Annotated in this window: 9 protein-coding genes; all 9 read left to right on the top strand. The window is 58.4% G+C overall.

What is annotated here, in order from left to right; all coding sequences use genetic code 11:
• Window positions 1-3 precede the first annotated feature (3 nt).
• Window positions 4-1,722, top strand: coding sequence for a tetratricopeptide repeat protein (locus Q9S52_RS06230; protein WP_304708514.1), 1,719 nt, complete (start codon window positions 4-6; stop codon window positions 1,720-1,722).
• Window positions 1,719-2,924: a murein hydrolase activator EnvC gene (locus tag Q9S52_RS06225; protein WP_304708513.1), complete on the top strand. Its 1,206-nt coding sequence runs from the start codon at window positions 1,719-1,721 to the stop codon at window positions 2,922-2,924. Before Q9S52_RS06230 ends, Q9S52_RS06225 begins: the two co-directional genes overlap by 4 nt.
• Before the next feature lie 24 nt (window positions 2,925-2,948).
• Window positions 2,949-3,398, top strand: coding sequence for an rRNA maturation RNase YbeY (gene ybeY / locus Q9S52_RS06220; protein WP_304708512.1), 450 nt, complete (start codon window positions 2,949-2,951; stop codon window positions 3,396-3,398).
• 341 nt (window positions 3,399-3,739) lie between these two features.
• Window positions 3,740-5,623, top strand: coding sequence for a tRNA uridine-5-carboxymethylaminomethyl(34) synthesis enzyme MnmG (gene mnmG, locus Q9S52_RS06215; protein WP_304708511.1), 1,884 nt, complete (start codon window positions 3,740-3,742; stop codon window positions 5,621-5,623).
• Window positions 5,624-5,681: 58 nt separating this feature from the next.
• Complete coding sequence (locus tag Q9S52_RS06210) at window positions 5,682-7,535, top strand: lysophospholipid acyltransferase family protein (RefSeq protein ID WP_304708510.1); 1,854 nt, start codon at window positions 5,682-5,684, stop codon at window positions 7,533-7,535.
• 42 nt (window positions 7,536-7,577) lie between these two features.
• On the top strand, window positions 7,578-8,558 hold the full coding sequence (locus tag Q9S52_RS06205; RefSeq protein WP_297623805.1) for a DUF4435 domain-containing protein: 981 nt from the start codon (window positions 7,578-7,580) through the stop codon (window positions 8,556-8,558).
• Window positions 8,559-8,702: 144 nt separating this feature from the next.
• Window positions 8,703-9,221: a hypothetical protein gene (locus Q9S52_RS06200; protein WP_300400403.1), complete on the top strand. Its 519-nt coding sequence runs from the start codon at window positions 8,703-8,705 to the stop codon at window positions 9,219-9,221.
• A gap of 1,415 nt (window positions 9,222-10,636) precedes the next feature.
• Window positions 10,637-11,035, top strand: coding sequence for a YraN family protein (locus tag Q9S52_RS06195; RefSeq protein ID WP_297623811.1), 399 nt, complete (start codon window positions 10,637-10,639; stop codon window positions 11,033-11,035).
• Window positions 11,036-11,150: 115 nt separating this feature from the next.
• Entirely contained in the window at window positions 11,151-15,428 is a 4,278-nt protein-coding gene (gene glgP, locus Q9S52_RS06190; protein WP_304708509.1) for an alpha-glucan family phosphorylase, read from the top strand.
• Window positions 15,429-16,096: the final 668 nt, after the last annotated feature.

Here is a 16,096-nt window from a genome sequence, read left to right as displayed (position 1 = left end):
GGAATGAGAAGGAGAAAATACCTGTTGATCGCCCTGTTGGCAATGGTTGCCGGCGTCGCTTCGGTGGCCGGGCGCGAGCATGGGCCGGGGCGGCTGGAAGAGGCGTCGAGGCTCTATCTGGAGGGGGTCAAGCGCCAGAATCTCGGGACGTTGCGCGAAGCGGCGCAGTGTTACGAAGCGGCTCTGCGCGAGGTGCCGGAACATGCCGCCTCGTACTATCGGCTGTCGGGAATCGCCCGGATGATCGGCGAACAGGAGACGGCGTTGCGCTATGGACGGCGGGCTTACGAGATCGATCCGGAGTGTGTGGAATACGCCGATAATTATGCCCGGTTGCTGGCCCTTTCGGGCGACTATGCGGGGGCGGACGGCTTGTTTACGGAGCTTTTTCGGCAGGATTCTTCGAATCTGGAGACCCTTTCGATGCTCGCTGCCTTGAAGCTGGAGCGGGGAATGCCGGGCGAGGCGATCGTCCTGCTGGATACGTTGCAGGCGCGCAGCGGATGGCAGCCCCGGACGATCGAAATGAAGCGGCAGGCTTTGATTCGCGCGGAACGCTATGCCGAGGCGTACGACTATATGGCCCGGGTGTGCGAGGAGCTGCCGGACGAGAGCGCTTTCCGGATCCAGCTCGCCGAGTTGGCGGCTGCGCTGCGGCGCGACAGCGTGGCGTTGGAGAACTATCGGCGGGCGATCGCGATCGACTCGACGAGCGTGGGGCCGCGGATTGCGCTGGCGGAATACTACCGGATCAAAGACCAGTGGCCGGAGTTTCCGGAGGCGTTGATACCCGTTTTCGCCCATCCTGCGTTCCCGTTGCAGGCTAAAGTGGACTATTTCGGCACCTATCTGGGACGGTCGCCGGAGCTTTACAGGCGTTATTTCGTCTATATGGCGCGGTTGGCGGACGCGGTGTTCTGGTCGGCGCCGAAGGAGGAGCTGGCGCGCGATTTTTATGCCCGACACCTCATCTACGGGGGACAGGCGGAGACGGCACTGGAGCATCTGGCGCAGTGGATCGGGGAGGGGGATGCTTCCGCTTCGCTCTACCAATTGGCGATCGCTGTGGCCCAGCATCGCGGGTTGGCGGATACGGTGGATCGTTATCTGGCTGAGGCACAGGATCGTTTTCCGAACGATCCGGAGTTGGGGATGACGCGGTTGGCGGTTTGTTTCCAGCGGAGCGATACGCTCGGAGCGATCGAAGCGGCGCGCGAGGTGATCGGTTATTCGACCAACGACTCGATTACGAGCGAAGCGTTGAGTTTCTGCGGCGATATGGCCCACTTGCGCGGAAACAACAAGGAGGCTTACAAATACTACGAACGGGCCTTGAAATTGGCCCCCGACCGGGCGATGTTGCTGAACAACTTCGCCTATTACCTGAGCGAAGAGGGGAAGGAGCTGGAGCGAGCCTTGCGGATGGCGACCCGGGCCAATGAATTGACGCCGCAGAGCGCTACGATTCTCGATACGAAGGCGTGGGTGCTCTATCGGCTCGGGCGGTATGAGGAGGCCAGGGAGCTGATGCGGCAGGCGTTGGTGATGGATGCGGAGGGGAGTGCGGAGCTTTTCCTGCATTACGGCGATATCCTGTTTGCGCTGAACGAGTATTTTATGGCCAAAACCTATTGGCAGCGGGCTTTGGAGGCGGGAGCTGACGGGCGGAAGATCGAAGAGCGGCTCAAACGGTTGGAGGCGGCCGAAAACGGGAAAAAATGACCATGAAAGGGCGATTCTTTTCCATAGCTGCGGTCGTGTTGCTCCTGGTTCCGGGGTCGGGGAGGGGCGACGACGTGAAGGATCGGATCCGGCGGGCCGAGGCTGAGATCGCACGCATCAACCGGCTGGTCGGAGATACCCGAAAAGAGCAGGGGGCGACGCTCGACAACCTGAAGTTGATCGGAACCAAATTGGAAAACCGGCAGTCGATCGTTCAGAGCATCGAAACCGAGATGGGAACCCTTTCCGGAGACTTGAGCCTCAAGGCGCGGCAACTCGTCGAACTCCAAAAAAGGTACGATCTCTTAAAAGGCAGATACTCAGCACTTATCCGAATCGCATACAAGAATTATCGCCATAATAGCTTTCTTTCGTTCGTCTTCTCGGCGCACGACTTTTCAGACGCTGCACGGAGACTTTATTATGTTAAACGAATCAGCGCCGATATGGAGCGAAAGGCGGTCGAGTTGCAGACTTTGGCGGCGCGGCTGAAGAGTGAGGCGACGGCGCTGGACGAACGGAAAAGTCGGCTCGACGGATTGAGACAGCAGCATGCGGCCGAGCTGGTTCGGCTGGAGGAGGAGCGCGGTCAGTTGAAGCGTACGCAGAGTGCGCTGAAAGGAAAAGAGAAAGAGCTGCTCGCCGAAGCGGATAAACGGCGGAGACAGGTGGCGGAGTTGGAGCGTCGGTTGCAACAGGAGGTGGAGAAGGAGGTGAGGAAAAAGAGTAGTGCGGCGAATGCGAAAAAAGGAACGGGTTCGACGCAGGCCAAAAGCGACGATTCGGCTCTGACCCGGCGTTTCGAGGCGCGGAAAGGGGCTTTGATGCGACCGGTGGACGGTGTGATGGTGGGGCGGTACGGGGTGCACGACCATCCGGATCAGAAGGGGGTGAAGGTCAATAATAAAGGGATCAACCTGGCGGCTCGGGCGGGGAGCCAGGTGCAGTGCGTTTTCGAGGGAGAGGTGCGGAAGGTCTTCTTTTTTCCGGGGCTCGGGATGTCGGTCATGGTGCGGCACGGCTCTTATTTGACGATTTATGCCAACCTGGATTCCGTCTTCGTGCGCGAAGGCGAACGGGTCATCGAAGGGGCGGCGATCGGGACGGTAGCCAAAGTACCGGCCGACCAGCAGGCGACGATCCACTTCGAACTCTGGAAAGAGAGCGATAATCTGAATCCGGAGAGTTGGCTGAAACGATAATTTCATCACAAAGACCGAATTATTATGGCCATTGCGTTTCATTCGGAAGATACGACGTTCGACATCGCGGGACACAAACGTGCGGTGGCTGCCTGGGTGCGGGCGGCGGTGGCGGAGGAGGGGTTTCGAACGGGAGATATCCACGTGATTTTTTGCAGCGACGCTTATCTCCTGGAGATGAACCGGCGTTATTTGCAGCACGATTACTACACGGATATCATCACGTTCGACTACACGGCGGATTCGGTCTTATCGGGCGACCTCTTTATCAGTGTCGATACGGTGCGGGCCAATGCGGAGCAGTTCGGGGTGGTGTTCCACGTGGAACTATTGCGGGTTATCATCCACGGAATCATGCACTTGGCGGGATATAAGGACAAAACCGAAACCGATGCGGCCAAAATGCGCGAACGCGAAAACCATTATCTGAATAAACGACCCGATGATTTGCTAACTCATGTAAAACACTCTTAAATTTATAGATGTCTGTTTTGGTAACAGGAGTGAACTGTTCTTTTTGTGAACAAAAAGAACCAAAAAAACTTTAGACGGATGCTTACGCATCCTCCCGCTGCCGGCGGCACAATTCTCGATTGGTTCGTCGGGCTGGTTTTTCCGGCGCGGGCGCATTAGGGTAATACCTGCATTATATGCGCCCCGCCGAGAAAATCCAGCCCGACAGATTCACGAAGACTGAGGACTGCGGAGCCTAAGGAGTAGCGTAGCTAACTAAAAGTTTTTGGTGCCGCTTTTTCCAAAAAGCGGCAGTTCCAGTCGGTAGCTAAATACGGGTATCTATAATTAAGGAAGAAGATATGCGATTCGAATACGATGTTATTGTGGTGGGAGCCGGGCATGCGGGATGCGAGGCAGCAGTGGCGGCGGCCCGGATGGGAGCGCAGACGCTGCTCGTGACGATGGATATGGGGAAAGTGGCCCAGATGTCCTGCAATCCGGCGGTCGGAGGAGTGGCCAAGGGGCAGATTGTGCGCGAAATCGATGCGCTCGGGGGGCAGATGGGAGTGGTGACGGACAAAACGACGCTCCAGTTCCGGATGCTGAACCGCTCGAAGGGAGCAGCGATGTGGAGTCCGCGGGCGCAGTGCGACAAATATGCCTTCTCGCAGGAGTGGCGCAGAGTGCTGGACGGAACGGAGGGGCTCTACATGTGGCAGGACAGTGTGACGGAGCTGCTCGTTTCGGAGGATGGGGGTAGAGTAGAGGGGGTGGTTACCCAGCTCGGAGTCCGGTTTAGGGCACGGGCAGTGATCCTGACGAACGGGACGTTTCTCAATGGCCTGATGCACGTCGGAACGGCACAGGCGGCGGGAGGACGGGCGGCGGATATGTCCAGCTACGGGCTGACGGAGCAGTTGCAGTGTCTGGGTTTCGAGGCGGATCGGATGAAGACCGGGACGCCGGCGAGGCTCGATGCGAGAACCATCGACTTCGACCGGATCGAGGCGCAGTACGGCGATGCGGAACCGGAGAAATTCTCCTTTCTGCCCTCCGTGCGGCCGATCGAAAAGGAGCGGCAATTGCCTTGTTATCTGGTATATACCTCATCAGAGGTGCACGAGGTGCTGCGTTCCGGTTTCGACCGTTCGCCGCTCTTCACAGGGGTGATTCGCGGCCGCGGGCCACGGTATTGTCCCAGTATCGAGGACAAATTGCGGACGTTTGCGGATAAGGAGCAGCATCAGCTCTTTTTGGAGCCGGAAGGGCGGACGACGAATGAATACTATTTGAACGGCTTCTCCTCCTCCTTGCCGTGGGAGGTGCAGGTCGAGGCGTTGCGCAGGATCGAGGGGCTGGAGCATGTGCAGATTTATCGGCCGGGGTATGCCATTGAATACGACTACTTTCCGCCGACTCAATTGCGGCATACGCTCGAAACCAAACGGGTGGCGGGTTTGTATTTCGCCGGTCAGATCAACGGTACGACAGGCTACGAAGAGGCGGCGGCGCAGGGGCTTATGGCGGGGATCAATGCCGTGCTCGCTTTGCGGGGCGAGGAGCCGTTCGTGCTGGGGCGCGATGAGGCCTATATCGGGGTCTTGATCGACGATCTGGTGACCAAAGGGGTGGACGAGCCTTATCGGATGTTCACCAGCCGGGCGGAGTATCGGATTCTGTTGCGGCAGGATAATGCCGACCGGCGTTTGACCCCCTTGGGGCGGAAAGTCGGACTGGTTTCGGACGAGCGATGGGAGGCTTTCGAGGCCTCTGAAAGACGGATCGAGGCTGTGGCGGCTTATCTGAATGAGACGACGGTGGCGCCGGAGGAGATAAACGGTTATCTGGCTTCGGTCGGCGAGTCGCCGATTACGCAGCGGAAACGGCTCGCCGAGTTGTTGTTGCGGACGGGAGTTACGCTGTCGGGATTAGCCGGGGCTTCGCCGGCTCTCGGCGCCTGTCTGCGGGAGATCGGAGCGGAGCGGGAAACGGAGCAGGCGGTGGAGATCGGCGTCAAATACGCCGGGTATATCGAACGGGAGCGGATGGTAGCCGAGAAGATGAAACGGCTCGAAGGGATTCGGATTCCGGCCGATTTCGACTTCAATGCGCTGGGTTCCGTGTCGATCGAGGCGCGCCAGAAGCTGACCCGGATACGGCCTTTGACCATTGCGCAGGCTTCGCGCATTCCGGGTGTCTCGCCGGCGGATATCAACGTGCTGCTCGTCTATTTCGGGCGGTAGGAGCGGAGTGTTCCACGTGGAACACACGCCTGCTTAAAAATTTGAAAATGATCGGGATATGAAGAAATTGGTGGAAAATTCCGACCTCGGAATACCCTATACCACAGTGCTCAATAAGGTGATCGTCAAGATCGCCCGGTCGATGCTGGGTATCAATAAAATCAACGAACTGTACGGTGCAGCGTCGGACAAAACGGGGGTGGAATTCGCTCAGGAGATTCTCGAGCGGCTCGGGGTGACGATCGAGGCGGACGGGCAGCGATTGAACCTGATTCCGAAAAAGGGGCCTTTCATCCTTGTGGCGAACCATCCGTATGGCGCGTTGGACGGGTTGTTATTGATGGCTCTGGTGGCGCATGTGAGGCCCGATGTTAAGTTTCTCGGGAATTTCCTGTTGAGTCGGATCGATGCGTTGCGGGATTTTTTCCTGCCGATCGACCCGTTCGATGCGAAAAAGGGGCGGAATTTTTCGCAGGTGCGACGGGCGGTCGAACACTTGCGCGGCGGGGCGCCATTGGTGATTTTTCCCGCGGGAAAAGTGTCTACCTTCCAAAAAGGATTCAAAAAGGTGGAGGACAAACCGTGGGCGCCGTCGATGATCAAATTCGTCCGTCAGGCGGGGGTGCCGGTTTTTCCGGCCTATATAGAGGGGCATAACAGCTTGATTTTTCATATTTTGGGGAAAGTTCATCCTATGTTGCAGACGATGCGGCTACCGTTGGAGCTGACCAATAAACGGGGACGTTCGGTGGCGGTGGTTTTCGGTTCGGGCATTCCGGCCCGGCGACTGCGCGAGATGGGCGATTTGGCGGTCGTGGGCGATTTTCTGCGGGCGAATGTCTATTGCCTGCGGTCGGTGCTGGTGGACGAGGCGGCGATGCACGAGGAGTTGGAGGAAGAACGTCGGCGAGAGGCCTTGGCGCGGCTCAAAATGCGGCGGAAGAGGCGGGGAGGGCGGATGCCGAAAACGGCGAGAGAGGAGTTTGCCGGGGCGGATCCGACGGAGTTGGGGGGCGAACTCGATCGAATTGCGGCACGATGTATGCTGATTCGGGTAGGAGATATGTGTCTGTTCTGCGCTTCGGCGGAAGATATTCCGCTGACGATGCGCGAGATTGTCCGGCTGCGCGAGGCCGATTCGCGCAAGGCGGACGAAGAGGCTTTGCGACCGGCAGAGGGCGATGCGCATGACGAACTGTACCTGCATCTTTTTGTCTGGGACGCGGAACACCGGGCGATTACGGGGGCTTATCGCATCGGATTCGGCGACGTGCTGCTGGACAGACGGGGATTCGAGGGTTTTTATACCTACCGGTCGTTCGAGTTTTCGCACCACTTGCAGGATGTCCTGCGGCAGTCGATCGAGCTGGGGCGTTCGTTCGTCGTACAGGAGTATCAGCGGCGGTCGCAGACGTTGCTGCTGTTGTGGCGCGGGATTTTGCAGGTCTTGATGCGGAATGCTTCGTATCGCTACCTGATGGGGCCGGTGGGGATGTCCGGGGGGTATTCGATGGCGGCGAAGTGGCTGTTGGTCGACTATATTCGGGCGAACCACTGGAATGCGGAGCTGGCGAAATACGTCGTGCCTCGAAACGGGGTGCGGGCGTTGGGTCGACCGGTGGTCGAGGCGGCTCTGATCCGGGGGATTCGGTCGGACGAGGAGATCGACAAGCTGATTCGGGATGTCGAACCGACGGGGCAGGGGATGCCGGTGTTGATGAAGAAGTACCTTCAGCTCGGGGGGCGGGTGATGGGATTCAATGTGGATCCGTTGTTGGGCGATGCGCTGGATGCGATGTTGATCCTGGACTTGTGCGACGTGCCGAAAGACAAGGTGGATATGGTGGCTCGCGAGTTTCCGGGCGAGAAGGTCTACGACCGTTTCCGGGCGGCGGGCAATGCGCAGTTGTAGGCGGCCGGTTCGAACGAAAATAGATGTTTCACGTGGAACATTATGGGAAGAAGATTAGTACAAAATATCACGTCCGAGTATCTGGCGGCCTCGTCGCTGCTGCATAAGCGGAATCGCGTCATGGTCTATGTCGAGGGGTATGACGATATCCCTTTCTGGCGGGCTATTTTCGACGAATTCGAAACCCCGGATCGCAGGTTCGAAATTTCGACTCCCGCCCGAAACGATCTGGCCAAAGGGAAAAAGGTCGTGATGCAATTCATTCCGCAGGCGGGTAAACACTTGATTCTCTGTGTCGATTCCGATTTCGACTACCTCTTCGGAGAACTCTGCGAACGGTCGAAACAGGTGAATCAGACGCCGTATCTGCTGCAAACTTATACCTACGCCATTGAAAACTACCTCTGTTATCCGCCGTCGCTGCACTCCGTGTGCGTGCGGGCGACGAAGCGAGATACTCATATCTTCGAGTTCGAGGAGTTCATGGCCGAATATTCGCGGATTATCTATCCCATTTTCCTGTGGTATGCCTATGCGGCGCGAGTGGATCGACCGACGATTTTTACGCTGGCCGATTTTCGGAATGCGGTGAAAATCAACTTCGTGAATGTAGAAGATAACGGCGAGGACACGTTGGAGTGGCTGGAGAAACAGGTCGAAAAACGGCTCCGCGTGTTGCGTTCTAAACACAAGCAGCGGGTGGCCGAGGTCGAAGAGTTCGACACCTACCTCCGAAGCCGGGGGGTGGTGCCGGAAGAGACGCATTTCTATATGCAGGGGCATACGCTGTTGGACAATGTGGTGGCTACGCTGGTGGGGACGGTCTGCAATGCTTTGCGGAAGATGGCGGTGGGGCAGATTCTGGGCAGTTCACGGCAGGGGTTGCCGCTGAACAACGAGTTGAGCTCGTACAACAACGTGCTCTCGGACGTGGACGAACTGCTGAAGAGCAATACGGGGTATCGGACTTGTCCGTTGTTCGTCAAATTGCGCGAGGATATTGTCCGAATTCTGGAGAGTTGAGCGGCGTTTAATTGGAAAATAGTTATCTTGTGAACCGGGTGCGGGGGTACGGAGAGGGGAGAACGAACGCGGAAAGGAGTTTAAATGTTTGTATTAAAGGGATTTGATCGATTTGTAGGACGAGGTGTCCGAAGGTTTTTGGTTTTGGCCGTTTGTTGGGGAGGGTTCGTTTCGTGTTCGAGCGAACTGACGGCGGAGGGGGCGCTGGAGCAGATTGCGGCGCAGGCGGAGTTCCGTATGCCGTATTATGCGCCGATGCGGATCGGCGAGGTGGTGCTGACGGGCGACAATCACAAGGATTCGAAGGGGTATATTCGGAAGCATTACGGGCCATTGATCGATGCGGGTCTGGCGGAGGTGGCGGTGGCGGATCGGAATACCTGGCGGACGGTGATCGATGTGCGGTTGTCGGAAAAGGCTCGTGCGATGGTGGACGGGGGGCGTTCCACGGAGCGGGAGGCGTATGTGCCGGTGTGTCGGATGGCTCCGGTGCGGATCGACGAGTTCCGCACGCTCTCGGAGGAGGGGATTGTGGAGTGTGCTTTTACGTTCGAGGAGCGGGATATCACGCCTTTTGGGCTTTGCAAAGGTTTCCAGCAGGGGCGGGAGTACAAGGACAAGCGGACGTTCGTCAAGGCGCGCGGTTCGTGGCATGTGAAGTGACGGGGCTACTGTGTGTGAGTTGGGGTAGAGGCGGTTGTTATTTAGGGCGAGGCTGCCGCATTGGTTAAGGCCGCCGGCAGTTTGAGGATGCGCAAGCATCCGTCTAAAGTTTTTCTGGTTCTCTTTGTTCACAAAGAGAACAGTTTGAGGTGGGACAAAGCTCGATTCGCGCGCGACTGCTGGAGAAGGAAATCATTCAAACGCGTTGTTCGCGTTTGAATAAGATTTCCGCCAGCGCGCGGACAGAGAACGGAGGTAGAGGCTGGCAGTGGAAATGCGTCAGCATTTCCCGTCCACGGGACGTGGGGCCCGCGCGGCCCGAGCGCAGTACCCTCCTGTAGCCAAAGCCGCGCGCCCCGCCTAAAGAAGCGATTCAACTATTTCGGTGATAACCGAATATAGTTGAATCGCGCAAGGCGCGCGAAAAGCGCGGCGGAGCGAAAGCGGAGCCGCAGTGTGGCGGACACGGGGTGGAGAATTGGAGCGAGCTTTGGGTCGTGTCTGTTCTTCGGGCGGGAAAATCGGTTACGGTTTTCCCGCCACGCTGGGTCGAGCTTGGGACTGAGATTTGGACTGTGGGTTGGACTGAACTGTTGGCCGAGCTTTGGTCTTTACTTTAGGGCCGAGAGCGAGTAGCTCAGTCCCCGTGGTAACGGTCGGCCCGCAGCCCCCGGATGCGGAGGCCCGAAATACTCCGCTTGCGCTTCGTATTCGTTCTCCGCTGGCTGCGGCCGAAGATAAATAGATAGTACTTTTGCGACCTTTAGGTCGCCGTCCTTGGCGAGAGCGACGCATTAGCGGCGCGGGGGAGGCGCGCCGAGGACGAATTTCTGAGAATGGAGTGGTGAATGGGGCCTTGTAGTTGCGGCTCGCAGAGCCGCGCGGGCCGGCGCCTCCCCACGGGAGGCCCGCAACACGCCGCTCACGCGTCGAGAGTTGCCGTACCTCCCGGGCGTCCGGCCGCAAAGTCAAATTGAAATAGGGTAGACGTTGCCCGTTGCTTGGGTTAGTTTTAGGGTAGGGTAGAGGCAGTCCGGTTTTTAGGTCACGGCTGCCATTAAAAGCAGCTCAGTCCTGTTTATTCCAAGAGGCAACGCAACTGGAAACCGTGGCCGCGGAAATTCGCGATGCCGGAATGAAACCACGTCGCATTGAAATCTAAATAGATACCATTGCTGCCATTGATCGTCGACGACCAGCTGTAACCACCGTTACCAACAACGCCTAACGCCCCCGTATCCCGATGGCGGTAGCCCGGGGCGCACCGCCCGGCACTCGAATCGGCGCCTCTGCCCTACGGCCGCCTCTACCCTGAATTACCCCACGAACCAGTCGCTTTACCCCAAGCAGCACCTCTTCTTATCCCGGTATCCCTCCCTCAAAACTAAAAACACCGGGATCTAATCCTCCTTCGAATGGCAGATACCTCGCACCTCGACACCGGAATCGCCGGAGAAAACCTCGTAGCCGACTACCTGATCGCCTGCGGCTGGGAGATTCTCGAACGGCGATGGCGCGATCCTCGCGCAGGAAGAGGAGCCACCGATATCGACCTGATCGCCCGGTCGGCAGACCGCCGCTACCACTTCATCGAAGTCAAAACCCGTACCGGAGACCGCTGTCAGTACGTCGATTTCGCACCCGAGACCGCCGTTACCCCCGCCAAAGCACGCCGCATCGCCGCCGCAGCCGAACGCTATCTGGCCTGTTCCGGCATCGTGGACGAGATACAGATCGATATCGCCGCCGTTATCCTTTCCGAACATCCCGGCACCCGGCCGGAAATCCGCTATTACCCGAATATCGTGCGTTGAACCGCCCGTAGCGCATTTTTGTCAGAATGACTAAAAACACTATCTTTGGCACGTTGCGTATGTCGGAAATACGCATCGGACAACGATCGCAAAGGCAATCAACGACCGAAATCCTATGAGTGAACATCAACGACAGAAACCCGACCTGCTTTTCGAAGTCAGCTGGGAAGTCTGCAACAAAGTCGGCGGCATCCACACCGTGGTGGGAACCAAAGCCCTGACCGCCATCGAACAATTCGGCGACGACCGTTATATCGTCATCGGGCCCGACCTGACCAGCGAAGGCAATAACGCCGAATTTCAGGAAGACCCCGACCTGTTCCGCGATTGGCGGAGGATGGCTCGGGAAGAGGGGCTCCGCGTCCGCGTCGGGCGCTGGAAAAACGTCAAAGGGAACCCGATCGCCGTGCTCGTCAATTTCTCGGTGATCATCAATCGCAAAGATCAGCTGCTCGCTTCATTGTGGGAAGACTATCAGGTCGATTCCATCACCGGACAGTGGGACTACGTCGAACCCGTCCTCTTCGGCTACGTGGCCGGGAAAGCCATCGAAAGTTTTTTGAACTATCGGTTCGGGCCGCGGCAGCGGGCGGTGGCCCATTTCCACGAGTGGCAAACCGTTTCGGGAGCTTTGTACCTGCGGAAAGCCATGCCGGAAGTGGCGACCGTCTTTACCACCCATGCCACCGTGACCGGGCGGGCCATCGCCGGGAACGGGCTGCCGCTGTACAGCGGGCTCGACACCTACAACGGCGACGAGATGGCCCGGCGGTTCGGCGTGGTGGCCAAACACTCCATCGAGAAGGTCGGAGCGCATCAGGCCGACGGCTTTTCGACCGTCAGCGCCATTACCGCACACGAATGCCGGGCCCTGCTCGATACCGACGTGACCACCGTTACCCCGAATGGGTTCGAGAACGGATTCGTGTGGGAGGGGGCCGAAGCCCAGGCCAAACGGCGGGAGGGGCGCGACGCCTTGATCCGCGTGGCCCGGGCGACCTTGGGAATCGAACTGCAAAACGATCCGCTCATTGTCTCGATCGGCGGCCGGTACGAGTTCAAGAACAAAGGGATCGACGAATTCATCGACTCGCTCGGCGAACTCAATAACGACGACACCCTGCCTCGGGACATTCTGGCCTACATCCTGGTTCCCGGCTGGAACCACGGTGCACGGAAGGATTTGCAGGGCGTGTTGGCGGGACATCGGGACGCCGGGGTGGATCATGCCGGAGCGTTGAACGCCACCCACTACCTGGGCGATCCGGACAACGACCCCGTCGTCAACCACCTGCGGGCGCGGGGATTGCTGGGGCGGGGGAATCGGGTGCACACCGTTTTCGTGCCGTGCTATCTGAACGGCGACGACGGGATTTTCAACAAAACCTACTACGAACTGCTCGTGGGGACGGATGTGACCGTCTTCCCCTCTTATTACGAACCGTGGGGATATACCCCGCTGGAGAGCATCGCTTTCTCGGTGCCGACGGTGACCACCGATCTGGCCGGTTTCGGCCTGTGGGTGCGGCAGTATGCGGCCGACGGGCATAAAGGGGTGACCGTTATTCACCGCGACGACGCCAACGGCGACGAAGTGATGAACGCCATTGCCGCCACCTTGAGAAACTACGCCGCGATGGGCGACGGCGAAATGAACGAACACCGCTCCTCGGCACGAGAGATTGCCGGGACGGCACTTTGGTCGAATCTTTACACGCATTATATGGAGCTTTACGACGCCGCGCTGCAAAACGCAGCAGAACGGGACACCCGACCGCAAATCGACGGGGGTGCCACCCATGAACAAATCAGTTATATGCGCCACCAACTGGTGGTGGACAGCCGGCCCAACTGGACCCGCATGATGGTCGAAAGTTCGGTGCCCGAACGGTTGCACCCGCTCGAAGTGCTGACCAAGAACCTCTGGTGGTCGTGGAACGACCCTGCCCGGCGACTCTTCGAATCGATCGACCCGGAGCTCTGGAACAAAGTCGACCGCAACCCGATCGACCTGATCGCCCGGCTCAACTTGCCCCGCTTGCGCGAGCTGGCCGAAAACCAGGAGTTCCTCGGACGGATGGATGCCGTTTACGCCGATTTCCAGGCCTATATGGCGGCTAAACCGCACGATGCCAGACCGAAAATCGCTTACTTCTCCATGGAGTACGGTCTGCACCATACACTGAAAATCTACTCCGGCGGTCTCGGTATTCTGGCCGGCGACTACCTCAAGGAGTCGAGCGACAAGAACGTGCCGATGACCGGGGTGGGGCTCTTGTACCGGTACGGCTACTTCACCCAGCGGCTCTCGGCGGCCGGGGATCAGGAGGCCAGCTACGAACCGCAGGACTTCTTCAACCTGCCGATCACCCCCGTGCGTGATGCCGAGGGGAACTGGAAAACCGTGACCGTCAATTTCCCGGGGCGGAAAGTCATTGCCAGAATATGGAGGTGCGACGTGGGGCGGACGGAGCTCTACCTGATGGACACCGACCACGACCTCAATCTGCCGGAAGACCGGTCGATTACCCACCACCTCTATGGCGGCGACTGGGACAACCGGCTCAAACAGGAGCTCCTGCTGGGGATCGGCGGGATTCGCCTGCTCAACACCTTGGGGATCGAGGGCGATGTCTATCATTGCAACGAAGGGCACGCGGCCTTTATCGGGCTCGAACGGGTGCACGACCTGATCGAACGGCACGACCTGAGCTTCTCGGAAGCGCTGGAATGCGTGCGCTCCTCCTCCTTGTTCACGACGCACACGCCTGTGCCGGCCGGGCATGACGCTTTCCCGGAAGATATGATCCGGCAGTACATGTCGCACTATCCCGACCGCCTCAAGATCACTTGGGAGCAGTTCATCAACCTCGGGAAGACCAATCCGAACGACCCGAACGAGAAATTCTCGATGAGCGTCCTCGCCTCCAACATGTCGCAGGAGGTCAATGGGGTGAGCTGGCTGCACGGCGAGGTGAGCAAAGAGATTCTGAAAGACATCTGGCCGGGGTACTTGCCTTGCGAGCTCCACATCGGCTATGTGACCAACGGGGTGCACTTCCCGACCTGGGCGGCGACGAAACTCAAGGATTTGTATTACAGCGCTTTCGGCGAATCGTTCCGCAACGGGGACTACTCCAAGCAGAACTGGGATAAAGTCTACCAGATCGACGACCGGGTGCTGTGGGACATCCGTCTCTTCCTGAAGGAACGCTTGATGAAGAAGATCCGGAGCCGCGTGGCCGACCCGATCCAGTTCCGGTTCGACTCGCCGCGCCAGATCGTCCAGATTCAGGAGTCGCTGAAGAACGATGTGCTGACCATCGGTTTCGCGCGACGGTTCGCTACCTACAAACGGGCGCACCTGCTCTTCACCAACCTCGAACGGTTGGAGCGGATCGTGAACAACCCGACGCGGCCCGTACAGTTCGTCTTTGCCGGAAAGGCTCACCCGGCGGACAAAGCGGGACAGGATCTTATCAAAAAGATCGTCGAAGTCTCGAAAATGCCGCAGTTCCTGGGCAAGGTGATTTTCCTCCAGAACTACGACATGGAGCTCGCCCGGCGGATGGTGCAGGGGGTGGACGTGTGGATGAATACCCCGACGCGGCCGCTGGAGGCTTCGGGGACGAGCGGCGAAAAGGCCGTGATGAACGGCGTGCTCCACTTCTCGGTGCTCGACGGCTGGTGGGTCGAAGGGTACAAAGAGGGGGCCGGGTGGATGCTGCCGATGGAAAAGACCTTCGACGATCCGCGCTATCAGGACGAAATGGATGCCGAGCTGATCTATGCGACGATCGAAGAGCAGATCGCACCGCTCTACTACAACCGGAACGAAAGCAACCTGCCGGTGGGCTGGGTGGCGGCCATCAAGAAATGCGTGGCTGAGGTGGCTTCGCAGTTCACCACCAACCGGATGATGCAGGACTACGAAGACCGCTACTATGCGAAGCTCTTCGCCCGGCATGAACGGATGATTGCCGGCAACTTCGCCGAAGCGCGCGAAATCGCGGCCTGGAAACGGCGCGTGAGTCGCGATTGGGACAAAGTGCGAGTGCTCGACTTCAAACAGTTCGACGTGGGCCATACGGCGATTAAATTGGGCGAATCTTACAACCTGGAGGTGCGGGTGGATGTCGACGGCCTTTTGCCGGAAGATGTGGGCGTAGAATTGCTTATCGCGGACCAGATTACCGAGGGACAGGATCACAATAAGATTTCGATTAAAAACACCTTCGAATTCGAACGGACGGCGGTCGAGGGGAGCGTGGTGACCTATAAACTGAGTTCGGCGCCGGAGAATGCGGGTTCGTATGATGTGGCGATTCGAGTGTTCGCTCGCAATCCGAAGTTGCCGCACCGGATGGATTTCGCGCTGGTGAAGTGGGTATAGGCTTCGCGGTAGTCCGGCGACCGGGTTTTGTCCGGGTGGAGCGCGTCTCGGCTTGATTCGCGGCGGCTTCGTTCGGAACAGGTCGCGTGGCGTTACGAATGATTCAGCGCTCTCTTTCGATCTTCGGATCCGGAAGAGAGCGCTGTTTTATATCTCGGAGCATAAGCACCCGGGCCGAGGTTCGTTTTAAGGAGTTGATCGGATGTGGAATGGTTTGGGCCGAGGCTGCCCCTTGCCCACTGCGGGCCCGCCCGGCCCGCCCGGTCGACGCGTTTGCGTCATGGCGGGCGGCCGTTACGATTCCTTCTTAGCCTAACCGCGCGCGATCGCTGGAAAAGGAAATTATTCAAACGCGAAACACGCGTTTGAATAAGATTTCCGCCAGCGCGCGGACAGAGAATAGGGGTAGAGGCGGCCAGTTGAAATGCGCCAGCATTTCCCGTCCACGGGACGTGGGGCCCGCGCGGCCCGAGCGCAGTACCCTCAAACTAAAACGCGCGCCAACGCCTAAAGAAGCGATTCAACTATTTCGGCGGTAGCCGAATATAGCTGAATCGCGCAAGGCGCGCGGACAAAGAACAGGCGCGCGAAAAAAAAGTGGTGCGCAAAAAATCCGTCGCCCGCCCGCTTAAAGAGGGATTTCACTCGTTTTGCGGTGAGCAAAATCG

The organism is uncultured Rikenella sp., assembly GCF_948810725.1.
GTDB lineage: Bacteria > Bacteroidota > Bacteroidia > Bacteroidales > Rikenellaceae > Rikenella.
The sequence above is the reverse complement of the archived record's forward strand: the minus strand, read 5'-3'. Positions and strand labels throughout refer to the sequence as shown.

Excerpts from the sequence above, each read along its gene's own strand:
- Q9S52_RS06230 (WP_304708514.1), top strand. The coding sequence starts at position 4 with ATGAGAAGGAGAAAATACCTGTTGATCGCCCTGTTGGCAATGGTTGCC.
- Q9S52_RS06225 (WP_304708513.1), top strand. The coding sequence starts at position 1,719 with ATGACCATGAAAGGGCGATTCTTTTCCATAGCTGCGGTCGTGTTGCTC.
- ybeY (WP_304708512.1), top strand. The coding sequence starts at position 2,949 with ATGGCCATTGCGTTTCATTCGGAAGATACGACGTTCGACATCGCGGGA.
- mnmG (WP_304708511.1), top strand. The coding sequence starts at position 3,740 with ATGCGATTCGAATACGATGTTATTGTGGTGGGAGCCGGGCATGCGGGA.
- Q9S52_RS06210 (WP_304708510.1), top strand. The coding sequence starts at position 5,682 with ATGAAGAAATTGGTGGAAAATTCCGACCTCGGAATACCCTATACCACA.
- Q9S52_RS06205 (WP_297623805.1), top strand. The coding sequence starts at position 7,578 with ATGGGAAGAAGATTAGTACAAAATATCACGTCCGAGTATCTGGCGGCC.
- Q9S52_RS06195 (WP_297623811.1), top strand. The coding sequence starts at position 10,637 with ATGGCAGATACCTCGCACCTCGACACCGGAATCGCCGGAGAAAACCTC.
- glgP (WP_304708509.1), top strand. The coding sequence starts at position 11,151 with ATGAGTGAACATCAACGACAGAAACCCGACCTGCTTTTCGAAGTCAGC.